Here is an 18,980-nt window from a genome sequence, read left to right on the forward strand (position 1 = left end):
GCCACGATGCGCCGAACCGGCCGGCCGGGCATGGGTGCGGCCCGCCGGGGGATCGGTCTCATGCTCCCGGCCGCGGGACTGATGGCGTTCCTGACCGTCGTCCCGGTCATCGCGGTCCTGGAGCGCGCCCTCACCGGCACGGAAGCGTTCGGCCGACTGTTCGACGGGCCAAATTTCGGGCGCACGATGCTCAACACCCTGGTGTGGACGCTGGTCTCCGTCGCCGGGGCGCTCTTGATCGGATACGCGGCCGCGTTGCTGCTGCGCTCACCGTTCCTGCGTCTCCACGGAGCATGGCGAGGCCTGTTCATGATCCCGTGGATCATCCCGGGCGTCGTCGGCGCGACCGTCTGGCGCTGGAGCCTGTCCAGCGACTACGGTCTGGTCAACCACTGGCTCATGCAGTCCGGAATCATCCGGCAGCCGATCGCCTGGCTGTCCAACCCCGACGTCGTACTCTATGCCGTCGCGCTGATCCAGATCTGGGCGACGGCACCCTTCGTGATGCTCATGGTCTCAGCGGCGCTGACCGGCATCCCGGCGGAACGGTACGAGGCCGCCAAGTTGGACGGCGCGTCGGGCTGGCAGACCCTGTCCTACATCGTCCTGCCGGCGATCCGCTCGACGACCTGGATCGCGGTACTGACGCTCGTCACGTGGGCACTCAACTCGTTCACCATCATCTGGGTCACGACGAGCGGTGGACCGGCCGGTGCCTCGACGATCCTCCCGATCTTGCTGTACGAAGCGTTCCAGCGCGGCGACCAGTCGATGGTCTCTGCGATCGCGGTGCTACAGCTGGCGATCTGCGCCGTCTTCATCGCGATCTACGCGCGAGCCATGCGATCCGACCTGGAGGAGTTGTCATGACCGGGCCCTTCGCCCGGCGTCCGCTCCTCGCGGCGCTCGCCTGGGTCGCTCTCACCGTCCTTCTCGTCTGGACGCTCTGGCCGATCGTCTTGATGGTCTTCACGTCGTTCAAGCCCGGCAACGAGATCTTCGCGATCCCGCCGACGCTGATGCCGGAACACTGGACGCTCGCCAACTACGTGAGCGTCTTCACGGAATCGTCAATGCCCCGCGCCCTGGTGAACTCGATCGTCGTGGGTCTGCTCGTCGCGGGTGCCACACTCATCGTATGTTTCAGCGCCGGGTACGCGCTGGCACGCTTCAAGTTCAGGGCCGCCCGGCCTGTCGCACTGTTCATCCTCATCGGGCAGTTGGTGCCGCTGACGGTGTTGCTGCTGCCGCTGTACAAAATGGTCAACGGGCTGCAGCTGCTGGATACCACGATCGGGCTCGCGTTGGTCCACCTCACGATCACGGTACCGCTGGTCACGTGGATGATCCGTAACCAGATCGCGGCTATCCCGATCGAGATCGAGGAGGCGGCGGAGATCGACGGCTGCTCGCGGTTCGACGCCGTGAGCTACGTGACGCTCCCGATCGCCGCGCCAGGGCTGGCGGCCGCGGGCATGTTCGCCTTCCTCCAGTCCTGGCACGAGTTCCTGTTCGCTTCGGTGTTCGCCGCGTCGGACTCCGCGCGGACCGCGCCCGTCGCGTTGACGGAGTTCGCGACCGAGTACCACGTCGACTGGGGCTCGACGATGGCGGCCTCCGTCGTGTTGACCGTTCCCGTGGTCATCGTCTTCATCGCGCTGCAGCGGTACTTCGTCGGCGGACTGACCAGCGGCGCGGTCAAGGGCTGACGGCCGGCCAACCGCGCTTCGAAGAGAGAGCACTCACACCATGAAGATCCTTGACGTCCGCTGCGCTGTCATCGGGGATAGTCCGATCGTCCGTGTGGTCACCGACGAGGGTGTCGACGGTTTCGGCGAGATCGAGCACTCCAAGCCGCAGGTCAACAAACTCATCGGACTCTATTCGGATCTCCTGCTTGGACAGGACCCCACCGATGTCGAGCGGTGCATGCTGCGGATCCGCCGCTTCGGCGGGTTCAAGCCCTGGGGCAGCCTCGTCTCCGCGATCGAGATGGCCCTGTGGGATGTGGCCGGCAAGGCGGCCGGCCTGCCTGTCCACAAGCTGCTGGGCGGCAAAGTACGCGACCGGGTCCGCGTCTACAACGGGGGCGTGCGGCCGGCCCTGCGGGGCCACGAGCCCAACGACTACGCCGAGTCGATGGCCGTCATGGCGGCCGCGGAAGAAGGCTTCACCCTGTTCAAGGAGGGCGTCGGCTTCCACGGCTTCATGGCGCCGAACGTGCCGGGGTTCTTCTACGGCGATCTGCGCGAGGGCACCAAGCACCCGAACCGCGGCATGTTGACCGAGAAGGGCATCGCCCACATCGTCGCCTGCGTCCAGGCGATGAAGGACGTGCTCGGGGAGGGCCGTGGCCTGGCCCTTGACATGGGGCCGGGATTCACCGTCCCGGACGCCATCACGGTGTTGCGCGCGCTCGAGCCGCTCCACATCCTCTGGGCCGAGGACCTGCTCAGCGGCGACGGCGTGCCATGGGTCGACGCCGCTCAGTACCGCGAGGTCACCCGGGCCACGAGCATACCGACACACACCGGCGAGCAGATCTACCTGCGCAACAACTACAAGGAGCTGATCTCGACCCAGGCGGTGCGGGTCATCGGGCCGGATCCCGGCGACGTCGGCGGCATCGCGGAGCTGAAATGGGTCGCGGAGTACGCCGACCTCCACGGGATCCAGATCGCTCCCCACGGCGTCAGCAGCGGGCTGTTCGGGCTGGCGGCCCTCGTGCAGGTGTGCGCCACGCTCCCGGACAACTTCATCGCGTTCGAGTACCCGGTGCCGACCCAGGACTGGTGGTACTCGATCGTTGGTGGCCTGCCGAACCCGATCGTCGTCGACGGGTTCATCACGGTCGGCTCCGCACCCGGTCTAGGCATCGACATCGACCGAGACGCGGCGCTGGCCCACATGGACCCGGCGGACCGCCACTTCTTCGACTGGATTCCCCGGAGCTGATACCCATGCGCGATTTCGACCACCAAAGCCCGACCCGCCCGCTGGGGGCGACCGGCCTGCACATCACGCCACTGACGATAGGTGGCGCACCGCTCGGCTCGATGCCGGGCAACTTCGGCCGCGAGATACCGCCGGAGCTGGGAATCGCCACGGCGCTGGCGGCGCTGCGGGGACCGGTCCGCGCCCTCGACACGTCGGCCGCGTACGGCGCGGGGGAATCGGAGCGTCGCATCGGCGCGGCCATCCAGCGCGCCGGTGGCTTGCCTGATGGGTTCGTGCTGTCAACGAAGATCGTCCGCGACCTCGTCTCCGGCACGTTCGACGGTCCGCAGGCCCGACGGTCGATCGCGGAGAGCTTGCGACGCCTCGGACTCGACCAGGTGCCGCTGCTGTATCTTCACGATCCGGAGAAGAACGACTTCGAGCAGATCATGGCGCGCGGCGGACCCGTGGACGTGCTGCGGGAACTGCGCGACCGTGGCGTCGCCCGGTCGATCGGCGTCGCCGGCGGCGAGGTCGCGACGATCGAGCGGTACGTCCGTACCGGGTTCTTCGACGTCGTGCTCACGCACAATCGGTGGACGCTGGTCAATCGATCCGCCGGGCCGCTCATCGCACTCGCCGCGTCGATGGGGCTCGGAGTCGTCAACGCCGCCGTGTTCGGCGGAGGGATCCTCGCGGCGGGCGCCGCCGCCTCGCCCCGCTACGCCTACAGACAGGCGCCCGACGAACTCCTCGCGGCGATCGACGCGATGGAAGAAGCATGCCACGACCACAAGGTGCCGCTCGCCGCAGCCGCAATCCAGTTCTCGACCCGCGATCCGCGCATCGCCAGCACCATCATCGGCGCGTCACGTCCCGAACGCGTCGGGCAGGCCGTCGCGCTCGCGTCGATGGCTGTACCGGACACGCTCTGGGATGACCTGGGAGCCATCGCGGCACGCGTCGACCCGGCCACCCTGCCCGCCTGACGATCTCCGACGATCAGTCCCGACGACGAGGAAACTCCCATGTCCAACGCCCCCGCGCAGCCGCTGCGCGTCCTGCTCTTCGGCTACGGCCTGGCGGGCCAGGTGTTCCACGCTCCGCTGCTCGCCGCCAGCGGCGACTACACGATCGACGTCATCGTGACGTCCGCCCCTGCCCGTTCCGCGGCAGCGCGCGCCGACCATCCCGGCGCCCGAGTCGTGGCCGACGCCGACGCGGCGTTCGCGGCTGCCGGGGACTGCGACCTCGCCGTGGTGTGCACACCGAACGACACCCACGTCGAGTTGGCCCGCCGCGCGCTCGACGCAGGGCTGCACGTCGTGGTCGACAAGCCGCTCGCCCTGACAGTGCAAGAGGCGGAGAGCCTCATTGAGGCGGCCGACACCGCCGACCGCACGCTCACGGTGTTCCAGAACCGGCGATGGGACGGAGATTTCCTCACCGTGCGCGACGTACTCGCGTCGGGCGAGCTCGGCGACGTATTCGGGTTCGAATCGGCCTTCGAGTGGTGGAAGCCCGAGGTCACAGCCGGCCGGAAGGACCGCACGAGCGTGGCGGACGGCGGGGGCATCCTGTACGACCTCGCGCCGCACCTCATCGACCAGGCGCTCATCCTGTTCGGGCCGGTCCGCGCGGTGCACGCCGAGGTGGACGCGCGGCGCCCGCACGCGGTGAACGACGACGACGTGCTCGTCTCCCTGGAACACGAGAGCGGCGTCCGCAGCCGGCTCTGGATGAGCAGCGTCGCGGCCCAAGGACGGCCGCGGTTCCTCCTGCGCGGTACGCGCGGCGCCTACGTGAAGTTCGGGCTCGATCCGCAGGAGTCCCAGCTTCAGGCGGGCAAGCGGCTCGACGACGCCGACTTCGGCGCCGAGCCCCGCGACAGCTGGGGACGGATCGGAACCGGTGCCGACCTACGCGAGGTACCCACCCGGCGCGGTTCGTACGAGTCGTACTACCCCCAGCTCGCCGCAGCGCTGCGCACCGGCTCGCGACCGCCCGTCGACCCGCGCGACAGCATCGCGGTCATGCGTATCGTCGAGGCGGCTCACGGCGGATCGAGACAGGCCGACACTTACTTCATCCCCTGGTCTCACTCAGGTTAGACAGAGAGGGCCACTGCGGACGGCTCCCGGACGGTCCGCGCGGTGCACGAGTTCTGAGCCGCAGGTGCAGGAGAGCGTTTACGCGCTGGCCGAGGTCAACCCTCGCAGGAGATCGGAGGCCTTTTCCGCGATCATCACAGCCGCCGCGTTGGTGTTGGTAGAGACGATCTCCGGCATGACGGAGGCGTCGGCCACCCTCAGGCCCGCAAGGCCCTGAACGCGAAGCTCCGGATCCACGACCGACAACGAATCGACTCCCATCCGGCACGAGCCGGCGGCGTGACCGTAAGACTGCACCGCATCCCGTACGAATGCGGCGATCCTCTCGTCGTCGGCGCCCACGAGCGGATGCCTGCCACCCCGCCATTCGTCGAATGCCGTTGTCTCGCTGATCTCGAGCGCGTGACGTACGCCCGAGACAAGGGCACGCAGATCGTGACCCTCATGGAGGTAGCGGAAGTCGATCAGCGGCGGGACTTTCGGGTCTGGGCTCGCGAGGGTCAGGGACCCCCTGCTCGCCGGGCGCATGTGCCCGACACCGAAGGTGTAGCCGTGCTCCGGGGCCGCCTGCCACGGGTTGGTGAAGGGCACATGGATGAACACGATCTGCAGGTCGGCCGACGCGCGTCCCGGCTCGCTGTCAAGCAGCAGGGTCGCCTCCCCGAGGTTGCCGGACGGCGGGGGCAGCGGTCCGCGCGCCGCCGCCACCGCGCGATCGACGTCCGCCGCGTCACCGGCCGGCACCTCGACGATCACCCGCCCGTCGGCCGGGCCGTACACCGGGAATGTCTTGCCGCTGAGCGCGCCGACCCATTCGCCGCCGATGAGCATCCTCCGCGCCAGCTCGATGTCGTCGTGAACGGTGGGGGCGAACTGCCCGTCGGTCATGTCTGTGCCTTCCTCATGGAGCCCCGGATGGGGGGGAACCGCGGGCCTATCGGCCCGTCAGGCGCATGCTGATGCTCTTGATGTGGGAGTAGTGGTTGAGGGCTTCGATGCCCTTCTCACGCCCGTAGCCGCTGTGCTTGTGGCCGCCGAAAGGCATCTGCACCGACTGCGTCGACCACGAGTTGATGTACACCTGTCCGGCTTCGATCGACTCCGCCACCCGGATGGCCCGGGACATATCCGAGGTGAACACGCCGCCCACGAGACCGAAGTCCGAGTCGTTGGCCAGGGCCACCGCCTCGTCCTCCGTCTCGAACGGGATGATGACGACGACCGGGCCGAAGATCTCCTCGCGGGCGATGCGCATGTCGTTGGTCACGCCGGAGTAGACGGTGGGCTCGACGTAGAACCCTGCGGCGAGCTCGGAGTCGAGGGGCACCCCGCCGCCGACCTCCGCGGTGGCGCCCTCCTCGGCCGCGATCCGGAAGTACCTCCGCACGGTCTCCCACTGTCCGCGGGTGATCATTGGGCCCACCTCGTGGCCCGGGCGCAGCTTCCTGGTGGCGGCCACCACGGCCGCGGTGAACCGCTCCTGGATCTCGCGCTGGACCAGCAGGCGCGTGCCCGAGGAGCAGACTTGACCGGCGTTGGTGGTGAACGCCCGCACCGCCTCGGACGCGGCGAACTCCAGGTCGGCGTCGGCGAAGACGATGTTCGCCGACTTGCCGCCGAGTTCCAGGGTCAGCGGCAGAATGCGATCGGCGGCGATCCGGCCGATCTCCTGCCCGACCGGCACAGAACCCGTGAACGCGACCTTGCGCACCAGCGGGTGCCGCACGATCGCGGTGCCCACCTCGCTGCCCTGGCCGAGCACCACGTTGAACGCTCCCGGCGGCAGCCCCTCTTCACTGCCGATCCGCGCCAGGGCGACGGTGGTGCGTGAGGTCGACTCCGCGGGTTTGGCCACGATGGTGTTGCCGGCGGCCAGCGCGGGCGCGCAGGCGCGGGCCGCCTGGTTGAGCGGCAGGTTCCAGGGCGTGATCACGCCCACCACGCCCAGCGGCTCCCGCAGCGTGTACACGTGCAGGTTCGGCTGGATGTCGAGGACCTCACCGACCGGCAGGTTGACCAGGGCAGCGTAGAACTCGAAATACTCGGCGGCTCCGCGGATCTCGGCCATCGACAGGGCGAGGGGCTTGCCGGTGTCGGCGCTCTCCATCGCGGCGAGTTCGTCGAGGTCGGCCAGCAGCCGGCGACTGATGGCCGCGAGAATGCGGCCGCGGTCGAGCGAACCCGTGTGCCGCCAGCCTTTGGCGGCACCGTGCGCGGCTCGTACGGCGAAGTCCACGTCGTCGGCGGTGCCCAGGCTCACCTCGGCTCCCGGGCCGCCGGTCGACGGGTTGGTGCCGGCCCGCGTGGTGCCGCCGGCGGACGGCACCGCCTTGCCGTCGATCCAGTGCAGCAGTGGTGCGCTCATCGTGTGGACCCCGCCTCGGTCAGTAGCGTGTACATCTCGGTGTGGTCGGCCTGCGGTGGCGCGGTGCCCGCGATGCGCCGCCACTGGCGTGCCACCCCGTCGGCGATCTCGGCGGGTCGGCTCAGCGCCCGCGCCAGATCGACCGCGATGTCCACATCCTTGGACATCAGCCGCAGCGAGAAGCCGGAGTCGAAGCTGCCGTTCGTCATGAACTGGGACACCTTGTTCTCGCTGGTGTTGCTTCGGCCCGACGAGCTGTTGAGCACGTGCGTCATCGTTTCCGGCGAGATGCCGAAGGACTCGCCCAGGGCCAGCGCCTCGACGGTGATCGAGATGGTGGCCGCCGAGACCAGGTTGTTCAGCGCCTTTGCCGCGTGGCCCGATCCGATGTCGCCGACAGGGACGATGGTGCGGGCCATGGCCCGCAGCAACGGGGTCGCCCGCGCCAATTCGTCCTGGGGCCCGCCGACGAGCGCGGAGAGCGTCCCCGCCTTGGCGCCCCGGACACCGCCGGACACCGGCGCGTCCAGCATGGAGAGCCCTCTGGCGTGCAGGCGTGCGGCGAGTGCTCGAGTACGCAGCGGTTCGGAGGAGCTCATGTCGATGACGAGACACCCGGGCGGAAGGGCGTCGGCCACCCCGTCTCCCTCGATGTCTCCCTCTAGCACTTCCTCCACGATCGCCGAGTTCGGCAGCATGAGGATCAGGGCTTGAACCCCCGCGAACGCCTCGGGCCCGGCCGCCGCCTCCGCCGCCGGGTGTCCGGCGACGAAGGCGTCCACCGCGCCGGATGCCGCGTCCATGACCGTCAGCCGGTAGCCGCCGTCAGCGAGGTGCGCCGCCATCGGCGCTCCCATGTTCCCGAGGCCGATGAAGCCAACGCGGTCAATGCTCACCGCTCGGCGTCCATCGCCTCGAAGACCTCCGCGGCCAGGCGGAAAGCCTCCAGCGCCGCCGGTCCGCCGCAGTAGAAGGCGCTCTGCATCAGCACCTCCTTGATCTTCTCGCGGGACACGCCGTTGTTGAGGGCGCCGCGGACGTGCGCCTTGAACTCGTGGGAGCGGTTGAGCGCGGTGATCATGGCCAGGTTGATGAGGCTGCGTTCCTGCCGGCTGAGTCCCGGCCGGTTCCACAGGTCGCCCCAGCAATACTGAGTGACGTATTCCTGGATGTCGCGGGTGAAGTCGGTCGCCGCCGCGAGGGAGGCGTCGACGTGGGCGTCGCCGAGCACCTGGCGTCGTACGGCGAGCCCGGCGTCGTAGAGGTCCTTGTTCATGCTGTGCTCCTGGTGGAGAGTTGGCGATCAGATTCGGGCGAAGTCGGCCCAGTCGCGGATGACGAAGGCGTCGGTACCGCTGTGATCCACCCGGCAGGCCGAGCCGCCGCCGAAGTGCCCGGGGAAGACGAGCAGGTCGCGGTCTGCCGCCTCGGCGAGCAGCCGGCGGCGTGTGGTTCGCGCCATGGCCGGGTCCTCGCAGAAGCAGCTGTTGACGTCGGGAGACATGATCTGCACCGGTGAGTGGAGAATGTCGCCCACGAAGAGCGCGCCCGCGCCTTTCGAGTCCAGCCGCAGGACGGCGGAGCCCGGCGTGTGGCCCGGAGCCTCCTGCAGGACGAGCTCCGAGTTGATGCGGTGCTCGCCGTTCCACAGGTCGATCAGTCCGGCCCGGCGCACCGGCAGGACGCTGTCCTCGAAGACGTTCTGGTTGCCGTCGCCGGGCGGCCGGGGCATGCGAACGGGATCCCAGTAGAGGAAATCCGGCTCAGGTACCAGGTACCGGGCGTTGGGGAACGAGGGCACCCAGTCGCGCCCTTCCAGCCGGGTGTTCCATCCGACGTGGTCGACGTGCAGATGCGTGTTGATCACGATGTCGACGTCCTCCGGCGTCACCCCGGCCGCGCGGAGATTCTCCAGGTACGCGGTGTCGTGATGCGCGTACACGGGCGCGTACGGACGTTCCTTGCCGTTGCCGGCACCGGTATCGACGAGGATCACCGTCCCCTGGCTGCGGATGAGCCAGGTGTGCAGCACCGAGCGCAGGGTGCCGCTGGTCGCGTCGTAGAAGTCGGGGTCGAGCCAGCTCGTGTTGCCGTCCCAGTAGCCGGGGTCGCTGTCGGGGAAGAGGAACGACGGCGTGGCCGGGTTCGGACCCGCGTACTCCTGTACGCGGGCTATCTCGACGTCGCCGAGGACGACGGACGGGCAAGTCACCATGACCGGTTCGCCTCGGGCACCGGGTAGAGCGCCGCCAGCTCCGGCGAGACGGCGGCCGAGACGAAGTTCGCCGTCTCCAACAGCTCCGGAGTGAAACCGTTCCCCCTGGCCAGCGTGCGAGTCTCGGCCATGTAGCCGCTGCGCGACTGCGCGCCGTCGGTCATCGGGCGTTCGCGCCGCTCCCACTCGGCGAGGGCCTGGCCGATGTCGTCGTACTGGTCGAGGGCGTGGGCCAGGTCGACGGCGTTGACGATGCCCACGCTGGCTCCCTGGCCCAGGGCGGGGCACATGGAGTGCGCCGAGTCGCCCACGAGCACCGCGCGCCCGGTCGACCACGGGGTGACCCGGGTGGTCTGGTAACTGTCGTGCCGCCCGCCCTCGGCCTTGCCGGCTAGCTCGACGATCGGCGCCAGCTGCGGAAAGCGCTCCGACCACGCCTCGACGTCGATCGGGATCCGCGAGGCGCGCTCGTTGCTCGTCTCCGCCATCATCCCGAGGTAGATCGTCTCCGGCCCGGTCGAGATGAACAGGATGCGCATCGCGTCCGGCCCCAGTGTCCAGAAGTCGACCACGCGGTCCCACTGCTCGCCGCGGAACTCCTCTGGGCGCGGTATCAGCACCCGGCACACGCCGTCGGAGTACTTCTTGCGCTCCTGAGCCAGGTCGCCGAGGGAGTTGCGGACCACCGACCCGGCGCCGTCGGCACCGATCACGAGATCCGCTTCCAGCCCGCCGCCGTCCTCCATGATCAGCACGCCGGCCGGGTCGGCGCCGACGGCCCGCGATCCGGTGACGATTTCGACGCCCGCGGCCCGGGCGGCGTCGGCCAGCAGGGCGTGCAGCTTCGGCCGAGTGATCGCCCAGTACGGGTAGCCGAGCAGCTCGGCCGAGACCGAGACACCGTCCAGGTTCGTCTCGTAGTACTGCGGCCGCACGCCGTTGTCGCGGATGGCCTCGGCGACGCCGATGACCTCGAGGGCGAGCATCGCGTTGCGCCACAGCAGGATGCCGGCTCCGAAGTCGCGAACCTCGTCGTTCTGCTCGTGCAGGCGAACGCTCCAGCCTCGCCGCGCCAGCGCGATGCTCACGGTCAGGCCGGCGAAACCGGCCCCGGCGACCTCGGCGTGACGGGTCGGCTTCCGTGGTGTTGTCATGTCAGTGCCTCCCGGGGGCTGAGAATGTTCAGTCGACTGCGTCTGCCCAGACGGTCAGGCTGCCGCGAGCCAGAGTATGAAAGTGCAGGTTGAAGCCGAGCACGACAGGAGTCAGGTCGGCGTCGATGTCCAGCTGGGGTACGTCGACCGCGTGGACGATGAAGACGTAGCGGTGACGGCCGGACCCGGGCGGCGGGTTGGGCCCAATGTACTGGCGCATTCGTAGATCGTTCGGAAGCGTCAGCGATCCGGCGGGCAGCGACCCGCCGAGGGCACCGGCGCCGGTCGGCAACGACGTCACCTCGGCGGGGATGTTGGCCACCGCCCAGTGCATGAAACCGACTCCGGTCGGTGCGTCAGGGTCGTAGCAGTTGACCGCGAAGCTCTTCGTCTCCACCGGGAACCCGCTCCAGGTCAGGTGGGGTGAGGTGTTGGCGCCGCCGATCTGCGGATCGCGGAAGATCAGCGGCATCTCCGCTCCGTGGCGAAGGTCGTCGCTGCGTACCTCGAGCGCCGGGGCGGGAGTGACTGAGGCGTAGGGGTCGTCGTTGATCATGCGGTGTCCTGTCGGGGTGTGCTGTGGACGTAAACCTTGCGAATGGTGCGGCGGATGTCCCAGGTGCCCGCCCAGCCGTGGGGAAGCGCGAGCGCACTGCCTGCGGTCAGCTCGTGCGACGTGCCGTCCTGGTCGGTGATCGTGGCCTCGCCTGAGATGATGTACATGAACGATCCGCGCTTGTCCTTGACCCGCGGATACACGCCGGGCTCGCACTCCCAGACGGCGCAGCAGCCGTCCGGTCCGTCGAAGACCACGGCCTCCTGCGCCGTGCGCGCGCCGGTGGTCACCGGCTCCATCGGCACCTCGTCCGGCAGCGGCCCGTCGAGCACCCGGGCGGCGGGCATGAACGCGGACGGGACGACGTTCTCCGGCAGCGGGGGAGCCGGGCTGGTGTGGAGATAGACCTTGCGGATCGTCTCCCGGATGTGCCAGGTGCCCACCCAGCCGAACGGCAGCACCAGCACGCTGCCCGCGGTCAGCTCGTGCGACGTGCCGTCCTGGTCGGTGATCGTGGCCTCGCCGGAGATGATGTACATGAACGATCCGCGCTTGTCCTTGACCCGGGGAAACACCCCCGCGTCGCAGGCCCAGACCGCGAAGAAGCCGTCGGCGCCGTCGAAAAGCGTCCTCTCGTACGCGAAGGGCACTCCGTCGATGATCGGCTCCATCGACACCTCTTCGGGAAGCGGTCCTGCCAGCACCTGCTCGGCATCGAGAAAGACGGACGGATTCACGGTCATGGTTGTGTTCCTCTGCGGACGGAAGGGACGAGCTCGGGTTCGGCGGGCTTGGGAATCCCGAGCAGTTCGAAGGAGGGGCGGTGCATGATCGCGTGCAGCTCCTCCTCGGTGATGGGCGTGTGGGCGATGTGCTGCATGCGAGCGACGATGCGCGTCAGCGCGGCGGCCGCGCTCTCGGCTGAGACCATCGGCGAGTCGCTGCCGAAGAGGACCTTCTTGAGCACGCCGTACTCCTTGGCCGCAGACAGCGCGGTGGCCAGGACCGTCGGCCGGGTCGCGATCGCGGAGGTGTCGGCGTACACATTGGGATTGCGCCGCATGACGATCGCCGTCTCGTGCACCCACGGGTGACCCATGTGGGCGATGACCATGCGCAGCTCGGGGAACGCGATCGCGACGTCGTCCAGCAGCAACGGGTTGGCGTCGACGAGCCGGCCGGCGTTGGCGAAGATCGCCCCCTGGTGGATCATCACGGGCAGGCCGAGCCGCTCGGCGGCCGAGAAGACCCGCATCGTCAGCGGGTTCAGCGGCGAGGTGCCCTGATAGATCGGGCCGAGTTTGATGCCGCACAATCCCAGGTCGGCGTGGCACCGCTCGATCTCGTCCACCGCGTCGTGTCGCGTCGGGTCCACCGACATGAATCCCACGGTCTGGCCGCCGACCTCGCGCACGAAAGCGGCCACGGCGTCGTTCGGAACCATGATTCCCGACGCCTGCGCCTGCAGGCCGAACACGATGGTCCGCTCGGCGGGGGCAACCTGCCGCCAGTACGACTCGACGGTCACACGGTCAATGGAGTCCGCGGCCAGGCGGGTGGAGACGCGACCGAGGCCGTCGGTCCACGGTGATCGCTGATGGTCCGGGATCCAGAAGTGCGTGTGTACATCGGTGATCATGGCCGCTAGACCTCACTTCGCAGATATGGAACCGCCAGTGCCGTGGGGGCTCTGTGCCGCCGCTTCCCCTCGGTGCCGAGAGCGACCAGCGCCAGGAGGTAGGGCATCGCGAGCCACAGGGGCACCGGCAACGTGATGGACGGGGAAACGATGACGAGGGCGAGCAGGATGGCGACTGATGCGAGCCCCGCGACCTCGATGCCCGTGAGCCGCCCGGAGGCGAGACGCGCGGCGCCCGCGCCGCGCCGCATCCGGCCGAGCGCCATCCCGAGCACGACGAGGATCAGCACGGCCACCCACACCTCGCGGGGGATGACACCGATGGCCTGCAGCCTGAGCTGGGTGGCGTCGGCGACCGCGAAGATCGTCGCCGCGATCCCCAGCCCCGCCAGTCGCCAGCCGCCGAACAGCACCGCGGCGATGGCGAGGTAGCCCCGGCCGCCGGTCATGCCCTCGCGGAACACCCCGACGTCGCCGATGGACAGGTAGGCGCCGGCCGCCCCGGCGCAGAGGCCGGAGAAGAGCACGGCGGCCCATCGCATCCCGCGGACGCCGACCCCGGCCGCGTCGGCCGAAACCGGGCTTTCGCCCACCGCCTTGAGGTTGATGCCCCAGGTTGTACGGCCGAGAGCGAACGCAACCAGGATGATCAGGATCGCGGTGGCATAGATGAACGCGTCCTGGTCGAACACGGCCGGGCCGATCACCGGGATGTCGCTCAACACGGGGATGGCGAGCCGGGGCAGCGGATCGAAGGTCCGCGCCGGAACGAGGAACCGTTCGTTGAGGAACGCGGTGAGGCCGTAGCCGAGCAGGGTCAGCGCGATGCCCGACACGATCTGGTCGACCTTCGCCTCGATCGAGAGCAGGGCCATGACGGCGGCGAACAGCAGGCCGGCGATCATGCCTCCGACGAACCCGAGGACGAGCGAACCGGTCTCCCACATCACGAGGTAACCCCCGAACGCGCCGGTCAGCATGACGCCTTCCAGCCCCACGTTCAGCACGCCGGCGCGTTCGGAGACGAGCTCCCCGGTGGCGGCGAGCAGGATCGGCGCGGCGATCGTGACCGCGGAGACGAGAAACGCGACATCGAAGATCCCCATGTCACACCTCCTCGGTGCCCACGAGCGCGAGGCTCTTCGTAGCGGCGGCCGGTTGGGGCGCCGGCGCCTGTTCCCTGCGTCGTCTGGCCAGAACGGCGGCCAGCAGCACGAGCACGATCACCGCGCCCTGCAACACCTCAGCCAATGACGACGGGACGTCCAGGGTGGCCTGCAACGCCGTTCCTCCGACGTTCAACGCCGAGAAGACGACGGCCGTGAGGATCGCGAAGACCGGCGAGTTCCCCGCCAGCAGCGCGACCGCGATTCCGTTGAAGCCGACCCCGGCCTCGAAGCCGTCGCTCATCCAGGGAGCGGTCCCGGCGAAGAGCAGGGCCGCTCCGGCCAGGCCGGCGAAGCCTCCGGAGATGAGGATCGCCACCACTTCGCCGCGCTTGGGGTCGATGCCCGACCAGCGAGCCGCCTCTGCGTTGCCGCCGGACGCCCGCAGCCCGAACCCGAAGACGGTCCGTGACAGCAGCAGCACCACGATGACGGCGCAGATCGGCAGCAGCACGACGTCATAGGACAGGGTCTGACCGGGGAGGGCGGGAACGCTGGGCCAGATCGTGGACGGCGGGAAGTTCGCCGTCTGGGGCTCCTGGCTCGCCGTGCCCTGCAGGGGGCCACGGACGAGCCAGGCGGCCACCTGGATGGCGACGAGGTTGAGCAGCAGCGAGGAAATGATCTCCAGCACTCCCCGCGACGCCCACAGCCAGGCCGTCAGCCCGGCCCACAGCGCGCCGCCGGCGATTCCGGCGAGAGCGGTCACCAGAACGGCCAGGGGTCCGGGCAGGCCACCGCAGTTCAGGCCGATCGCCGTCGCCAGCGCGCCGCCGGCGATCACCTGCCCGGGGTAGCCGACGTGCAGGCGCCCGGCGCGGGTGGCCACGATCCAGCCCAGCGCGACCAGCAGCAACGGTACGGCCTGGGTGAGCGTCGTCCCGGCGTTCGTCCCGTTGCCGAAGGTGCCCTCCCAGAAGGCGGCGAGGGCGTCCACCGGCGCGACTCCGCTCGCGAGCAGGATCAACGAGGCGATCAGGGCCGCGATGACGACCACCCCCGCCGTGACCAGCACGCGCGGCAGGTGCTGTCTCATGAGCATGGGGCCTCCTCCGCGGAGGTCATGAGGGCGCCGATGCGTGTTCTCGTCGCGTCCTCGGCCGCCACGACCCCCTGGATCCGCCCGTGGGCCAGGACGGCGATCCGGTCGGACAGGGCGAGGATCTCGTCGAGATCCATGGAGATGAGCAGGATCGCTCCGCCCCGGGCCCGGTGCTCGCCGAGCTGCCGGTAGACGAAGTCGGTGGCACGGACGTCGAGGCCGCGCACCGGCTGCACGGCGATGAGCAGCGCCGGGTGGCCGGTGAACTCTCGCGCCAGTACGGCTTTCTGCTGGTTCCCACCGGACAGGCGGCCGATCGGGATCTTCTCCGTGTCGGCCCGGATGTCGAACTCGGCCATCAGCCGCCGCGCCTCGCCGCGTGCCGCGGCGGGGTTCAGGATGCCCCGGCGGCTCAGTGGCGGCCGCCGCAGGGCTCGCATCGTGATGTTCTCCCAGAGGGTCATGCCGGAGACGATCGCGACGTGGTGCCGGTCTTCGGGAATGAGGGCGCCGCCGGACTGGTAGAACCGCCTGGGCGTACGATCCTCGAACGGTTTGCCGTCGAGCTCGATCCGGCCGCGGAGCGCCGGCCGGACTCCCATCACCGCCTCGACCAGTTCGTTCTGACCGCTGCCCGCCACGCCCGCGATGCCGAGGATCTCGCCGGCGCGGACCTCGAGGTCGATCCCGCTCAGGGCCGGCGGGCTCTTCGGGTCGAGTGGGTCACGCGCCACTCCCAGCCCGCGCACGGTGAGCACGGGCCGGCCCGGGTTGACGTGCGCCCTCACCGGCCGCTCCGTGACCGGGCCGCCCACCATCATCGTCACGAGCTCGTCCGGGGTGACCTCCGTGACGAGCCCGGTGCCGACGACGGCTCCGGCCCGAAGGACGGTGTAGCGGTCGGCGACGGCGAACACTTCCGTGAGTTTGTGGGAGATGAGCACGATGGCGTGCCCCTCCGCCGCCAGGCGTCGCATGAGCGCGGCCAGTTCGTCCCATTCGCCGGGGCTCAACGCGGCGCTCGGCTCGTCGAAGATCAGGATCCGGGCGCCTCGGCAGAGCAGCTTGACGATCTCCAGACGCTGACGCTCCCCGATGGACGCGTCGGCCACCATGCGGTCGGGGTTGATCCGCAGGCCCGTCGTGGCCGCGATCTCTTCCGAGCGCCGGCGTACGTCCGCCGTCGCGTTGCCCCACGGGATGCGCGCCGGGCGCATCGCCAGGTTCTGCAGCTCGGTGAGCGTGGGCACGAGCGTGAAATGCTGGTGCACCATGCCGATTCCGGCGCGCAGGGCGTGCTCGGGCTTTCTGAACCGGATCGTTTCTCCGTCCATCTGCACCTCGCCCTCGTCGGGCTGGTACAGGCCGGTGACGATGCGCATCAGGGTCGTTTTCCCGGCGCCGTTCTCGCCGAGCAGCGCATGGATCTCGCCGCGGTTGATGTCAAGGTCGACGCGCTCGTTCGCGGTGAAGGCGCCGAAGCGTTTGGTGACACCGCTGAGGCGAATAGCCGGGGTTTGAGCTCGGTTGGCCATCGCGGGCGGCCTAGCGTTGCGCGTAGGCGTAGGGCGGCTTCGGCAGCAGGACGTCGGTCGCCGGGGTGATCTCGTTGCTGATCAGCTGCTTGGTCACCTTGTCGGCGAGCTCCTGCGCCGCGGGCGTCGCCTTGCCCGGGCAGAACTCGAACTTGACCGCGCCCTTGGCCAGGCCGTAGCTGATCGCCCCGGCGGGGAGTTTTCCGGCCGCCGCGTCGGTCACCGCGTCCTGCAGGATCGCCGACCAGCTGACCACGCCGGAGCCGACGATGTTCTTGCCGGCCTTACAGTCCAGGCCGAAGACCTGGTAGACGTCCACGGCCGAGGTCGCGGCGTCGGACGCCTGGTAGACGCCCTGGGAGCCGCTGTCCAGGTCGGACAGGATCGAGTCGACGCCGGTCGCGATCATCGCTTCGGCGGCCTGCTTCGCCTTGCCGACGTCGTTGTAGTCGCCTGTGTAGGTCTGCGTCACCTTGGCGCCCGACGTGTCGAGCCCGGCGCCTTGAACCATGCCGTAGTACCAGCTGGCGGAGGCCGGAACCTGCAGTCCCGCGATCATCCCGAGCTTCTTCGACCGCGACAGTGCCGATGCGACGGCGCCGACGACGATGGCGTCGTAGCCGACAGCCGCGTCGACCGAGGTCACGTTGTCGGCGAACGACTCGGTGTGCGCCGCGACCAGGATGAACCTGACTTTCGGGAATTTCGGTGCGACGACCTGCACGGCCTTGTTGAGCGACGCCCCGTTGGCCACGACGATCGCGTTGCCGGCGGCCAGCGTCTGCAGGCCCTTGATCTGCTCTTGGGAGTTGGAGACGTTGTCGACGATGGAGGAGAGCTTCAGGTTCTTCTGCGCGGCGATGGCCGCGTTCACCCCGGCCAGGCCGTACTGGGTGAATCCGCTGTCGTTGCGGGGGGCCTGGGAGATGAATCCGATCGACAGCGTCCCACTCGCCGGGTCGGCGCTGTTGCCGGCCGCTGTGGAATTACCGCAGGCGGCGAGTGTGAGGGTCAGGGCGGTGGCGGCTGAGGTGAGGGGGATCCTGGTGCGCATGGTGACCCTTTCCAACGCCCGGTACGTCGGGCGAGACATGAGCTAGGTACGGGGGGCACGCTGGTAGAAACTGGTATGTCAGTTTGGGAGTTACCAGCACCATGTGGCCTGTATGGTGTCGCCAGATTTCCATCTACCATACTAGTTGTCAAGACTCTGGCCTGGCCGCGTTCTCCAAGGGTTATCGTGCGAGACACGACTTCACGAAGGGCCTGTACGCCGAGCGCTCGTACCTATCTAACATGTCAGTTGTAGGTCACGCTTGTAACATTCCAGACGTGCAAGACTGGCGAGGTTGCGGGCGCGAGCCGCCGGTCGGCTCAGCCCGGGACGGTTCTCAGGGTTCGGCCGCGCCCGTGGTCGCCGACGGGACCGGCGAAAGTCAACGGAGGCGGCGCGGCTCGTGCCTCCCACCATTTGGGAGGTGCGAGCCGCGCCGCCTCCGGAAGATCAGAGGGCGAACTTGACGCTGACCTCATCGGCCAGCTCGAGACGTCCCTGCTGGACGTGCGCCCTCATGGCACTCTCCGCCGCATCGGCGTCATGGGCCCGGATAGCCAGGACTATCGCCCGGTGTTCCGCCAGCGACCTCTCCATCCGCCCTTCGCGGCGGGTGACGATCGACGACAGCAGCCCTCGATGAAGCTGGTGGACGAGCAGACGGTAGTGATCCGTCAGGCGTTCGTTGCTCGCCCCCTTGACGATCAGTTGGTGTAAACGCTCGTCCGTCGCGCTGTAACCATCGGTGTCCCCCGCCTGCGCGGCCGCCGCCATCTCCACCATCACCTCGTCGATCAGAGCGACGATCTCGTTGTTGGCGCGGTTGGCGCACAGTTTGGCCGCCATGCCTTCAACGGCCTCCCGGACCTCGAACAGGTCGAGTATCTCGTGGCGGCTAAGGCGCTTGACGAACGTGCCGCGCCGGCGCTCGATGGTGACGAACCCGGCGCTCTCAAGCTCTTTCAACGCCTCCCGCACCGGCATCCGGCTCACGCCGAACCGTTGAGCCAGGCGCGCCTCGGAGAGCTTCTCCCCGTACGCGATCGTGCCAGAGGCTATGTCCTGCCGAAGCTGCCGGGCGATCGCGTCCTTCATCGACCCGCCGTCCAGACCATTGACGGACAACGAGTTCGCTGACGCGGTGGCTGCGCTTTGCGGCTTCTGGCGCGACCCGGTGCCGCCGCCACTCGACTGCGACCTCGCCAT

Annotated in this window: 19 protein-coding genes; 5 read left to right on the forward strand and 14 right to left on the reverse strand. The window is 69.0% G+C overall.

All coding sequences use genetic code 11. The annotated features are described in order from the left end of the window. Positions 1-6 precede the first annotated feature (6 nt). From Aple_RS01720 to Aple_RS01740, 5 genes are read left to right on the forward strand one after another with little or no spacing between them, the layout of a single operon-like run. On the forward strand, positions 7-870 hold the full coding sequence (locus Aple_RS01720; RefSeq protein ID WP_218038060.1) for a carbohydrate ABC transporter permease: 864 nt from the start codon (positions 7-9) through the stop codon (positions 868-870). After that, on the forward strand, positions 867-1,709 hold the full coding sequence (locus Aple_RS01725; protein WP_155342618.1) for a carbohydrate ABC transporter permease: 843 nt from the start codon (positions 867-869) through the stop codon (positions 1,707-1,709). Before Aple_RS01720 ends, Aple_RS01725 begins: the two co-directional genes overlap by 4 nt. Before the next feature lie 40 nt (positions 1,710-1,749). Beyond that, the gene (locus Aple_RS01730; protein ID WP_155342619.1) at positions 1,750-2,955 is read left to right on the forward strand and encodes a mandelate racemase/muconate lactonizing enzyme family protein; all 1,206 of its coding nucleotides are present in this window, start codon (positions 1,750-1,752) and stop codon (positions 2,953-2,955) included. 5 nt (positions 2,956-2,960) lie between these two features. Continuing rightward, positions 2,961-3,926: an aldo/keto reductase gene (locus Aple_RS01735; RefSeq protein ID WP_155342620.1), complete on the forward strand. Its 966-nt coding sequence runs from the start codon at positions 2,961-2,963 to the stop codon at positions 3,924-3,926. A gap of 39 nt (positions 3,927-3,965) precedes the next feature. Continuing rightward, positions 3,966-5,048, forward strand: coding sequence for a Gfo/Idh/MocA family protein (locus tag Aple_RS01740; protein WP_155342621.1), 1,083 nt, complete (start codon positions 3,966-3,968; stop codon positions 5,046-5,048). A gap of 78 nt (positions 5,049-5,126) precedes the next feature. On the opposite strand, the gene Aple_RS01745 is transcribed toward Aple_RS01740, so the two are convergent. The 14 genes from Aple_RS01745 to Aple_RS01810 form a co-directional block, all read right to left on the reverse strand. Then, entirely contained in the window at positions 5,127-5,936 is an 810-nt protein-coding gene (locus Aple_RS01745) for a GMC family oxidoreductase (protein WP_155342622.1), read from the reverse strand. 46 nt (positions 5,937-5,982) lie between these two features. Further along, positions 5,983-7,413, reverse strand: a complete 1,431-nt coding sequence (locus Aple_RS01750) for an aldehyde dehydrogenase family protein (protein ID WP_155342623.1) — start codon at positions 7,411-7,413, stop codon at positions 5,983-5,985. Then, positions 7,410-8,309 carry an NAD(P)-dependent oxidoreductase gene (locus Aple_RS01755; RefSeq protein WP_218038061.1) on the reverse strand — a complete coding sequence of 300 codons (900 nt, stop codon included), beginning with the start codon at positions 8,307-8,309 and terminating at the stop codon, positions 7,410-7,412. Before Aple_RS01755 ends, Aple_RS01750 begins: the two co-directional genes overlap by 4 nt. Beyond that, the gene (gene pcaC / locus Aple_RS01760; RefSeq protein WP_155342624.1) at positions 8,306-8,689 is read right to left on the reverse strand and encodes a 4-carboxymuconolactone decarboxylase; all 384 of its coding nucleotides are present in this window, start codon (positions 8,687-8,689) and stop codon (positions 8,306-8,308) included. The genes Aple_RS01755 and pcaC overlap by 4 nt, the downstream gene beginning before the upstream one ends. Before the next feature lie 27 nt (positions 8,690-8,716). Beyond that, positions 8,717-9,628: an MBL fold metallo-hydrolase gene (locus Aple_RS01765; RefSeq protein WP_155342625.1), complete on the reverse strand. Its 912-nt coding sequence runs from the start codon at positions 9,626-9,628 to the stop codon at positions 8,717-8,719. Beyond that, positions 9,622-10,782, reverse strand: coding sequence for an FAD-dependent oxidoreductase (locus Aple_RS01770; protein WP_155342626.1), 1,161 nt, complete (start codon positions 10,780-10,782; stop codon positions 9,622-9,624). Before Aple_RS01770 ends, Aple_RS01765 begins: the two co-directional genes overlap by 7 nt. Before the next feature lie 28 nt (positions 10,783-10,810). After that, the gene (locus tag Aple_RS01775; protein ID WP_155342627.1) at positions 10,811-11,338 is read right to left on the reverse strand and encodes a YbhB/YbcL family Raf kinase inhibitor-like protein; all 528 of its coding nucleotides are present in this window, start codon (positions 11,336-11,338) and stop codon (positions 10,811-10,813) included. Next, the gene (locus tag Aple_RS01780; protein WP_155342628.1) at positions 11,335-12,081 is read right to left on the reverse strand and encodes a cupin domain-containing protein; all 747 of its coding nucleotides are present in this window, start codon (positions 12,079-12,081) and stop codon (positions 11,335-11,337) included. Before Aple_RS01780 ends, Aple_RS01775 begins: the two co-directional genes overlap by 4 nt. Beyond that, on the reverse strand, positions 12,078-12,977 hold the full coding sequence (locus tag Aple_RS01785; RefSeq protein ID WP_155342629.1) for an amidohydrolase family protein: 900 nt from the start codon (positions 12,975-12,977) through the stop codon (positions 12,078-12,080). Before Aple_RS01785 ends, Aple_RS01780 begins: the two co-directional genes overlap by 4 nt. 5 nt (positions 12,978-12,982) lie before the next feature. Then, on the reverse strand, positions 12,983-14,083 hold the full coding sequence (locus tag Aple_RS01790; RefSeq protein WP_155342630.1) for an ABC transporter permease: 1,101 nt from the start codon (positions 14,081-14,083) through the stop codon (positions 12,983-12,985). A gap of 1 nt (position 14,084) precedes the next feature. Continuing rightward, the gene (locus Aple_RS01795; RefSeq protein WP_155342631.1) at positions 14,085-15,185 is read right to left on the reverse strand and encodes an ABC transporter permease; all 1,101 of its coding nucleotides are present in this window, start codon (positions 15,183-15,185) and stop codon (positions 14,085-14,087) included. Then, on the reverse strand, positions 15,176-16,720 hold the full coding sequence (locus Aple_RS01800) for an ABC transporter ATP-binding protein (RefSeq protein ID WP_155342632.1): 1,545 nt from the start codon (positions 16,718-16,720) through the stop codon (positions 15,176-15,178). The genes Aple_RS01795 and Aple_RS01800 overlap by 10 nt, the downstream gene beginning before the upstream one ends. Positions 16,721-16,730: 10 nt before the next feature. Further along, positions 16,731-17,774 carry a BMP family lipoprotein gene (locus Aple_RS01805; RefSeq protein ID WP_170321232.1) on the reverse strand — a complete coding sequence of 348 codons (1,044 nt, stop codon included), beginning with the start codon at positions 17,772-17,774 and terminating at the stop codon, positions 16,731-16,733. A gap of 450 nt (positions 17,775-18,224) precedes the next feature. Then, positions 18,225-18,980: a GntR family transcriptional regulator gene (locus tag Aple_RS01810; protein WP_155342634.1), complete on the reverse strand. Its 756-nt coding sequence runs from the start codon at positions 18,978-18,980 to the stop codon at positions 18,225-18,227.

Origin of the sequence: Acrocarpospora pleiomorpha (genome assembly GCF_009687885.1) — a bacterium.
GTDB lineage: Bacteria > Actinomycetota > Actinomycetes > Streptosporangiales > Streptosporangiaceae > Acrocarpospora > Acrocarpospora pleiomorpha.

What these genes read in the sequence shown, in the direction of transcription:
- Aple_RS01720 (WP_218038060.1), top strand. Translation starts at nt 7, where the DNA reads ATGCGCCGAACCGGCCGGCCGGGCATGGGTGCGGCCCGCCGGGGGATC.
- Aple_RS01725 (WP_155342618.1), top strand. Translation starts at nt 867, where the DNA reads ATGACCGGGCCCTTCGCCCGGCGTCCGCTCCTCGCGGCGCTCGCCTGG.
- Aple_RS01730 (WP_155342619.1), top strand. Translation starts at nt 1,750, where the DNA reads ATGAAGATCCTTGACGTCCGCTGCGCTGTCATCGGGGATAGTCCGATC.
- Aple_RS01735 (WP_155342620.1), top strand. Translation starts at nt 2,961, where the DNA reads ATGCGCGATTTCGACCACCAAAGCCCGACCCGCCCGCTGGGGGCGACC.
- Aple_RS01740 (WP_155342621.1), top strand. Translation starts at nt 3,966, where the DNA reads ATGTCCAACGCCCCCGCGCAGCCGCTGCGCGTCCTGCTCTTCGGCTAC.
- Aple_RS01745 (WP_155342622.1), bottom strand. Translation starts at nt 5,936, where the DNA reads ATGACCGACGGGCAGTTCGCCCCCACCGTTCACGACGACATCGAGCTG.
- Aple_RS01750 (WP_155342623.1), bottom strand. Translation starts at nt 7,413, where the DNA reads ATGAGCGCACCACTGCTGCACTGGATCGACGGCAAGGCGGTGCCGTCC.
- pcaC (WP_155342624.1), bottom strand. Translation starts at nt 8,689, where the DNA reads ATGAACAAGGACCTCTACGACGCCGGGCTCGCCGTACGACGCCAGGTG.
- Aple_RS01765 (WP_155342625.1), bottom strand. Translation starts at nt 9,628, where the DNA reads ATGGTGACTTGCCCGTCCGTCGTCCTCGGCGACGTCGAGATAGCCCGC.
- Aple_RS01770 (WP_155342626.1), bottom strand. Translation starts at nt 10,782, where the DNA reads ATGACAACACCACGGAAGCCGACCCGTCACGCCGAGGTCGCCGGGGCC.
- Aple_RS01775 (WP_155342627.1), bottom strand. Translation starts at nt 11,338, where the DNA reads ATGATCAACGACGACCCCTACGCCTCAGTCACTCCCGCCCCGGCGCTC.
- Aple_RS01780 (WP_155342628.1), bottom strand. Translation starts at nt 12,081, where the DNA reads ATGACCGTGAATCCGTCCGTCTTTCTCGATGCCGAGCAGGTGCTGGCA.
- Aple_RS01785 (WP_155342629.1), bottom strand. Translation starts at nt 12,977, where the DNA reads ATGATCACCGATGTACACACGCACTTCTGGATCCCGGACCATCAGCGA.
- Aple_RS01790 (WP_155342630.1), bottom strand. Translation starts at nt 14,083, where the DNA reads ATGGGGATCTTCGATGTCGCGTTTCTCGTCTCCGCGGTCACGATCGCC.
- Aple_RS01795 (WP_155342631.1), bottom strand. Translation starts at nt 15,185, where the DNA reads ATGCTCATGAGACAGCACCTGCCGCGCGTGCTGGTCACGGCGGGGGTG.
- Aple_RS01800 (WP_155342632.1), bottom strand. Translation starts at nt 16,720, where the DNA reads ATGGCCAACCGAGCTCAAACCCCGGCTATTCGCCTCAGCGGTGTCACC.
- Aple_RS01805 (WP_170321232.1), bottom strand. Translation starts at nt 17,774, where the DNA reads ATGCGCACCAGGATCCCCCTCACCTCAGCCGCCACCGCCCTGACCCTC.
- Aple_RS01810 (WP_155342634.1), bottom strand. Translation starts at nt 18,980, where the DNA reads ATGGCGAGGTCGCAGTCGAGTGGCGGCGGCACCGGGTCGCGCCAGAAG.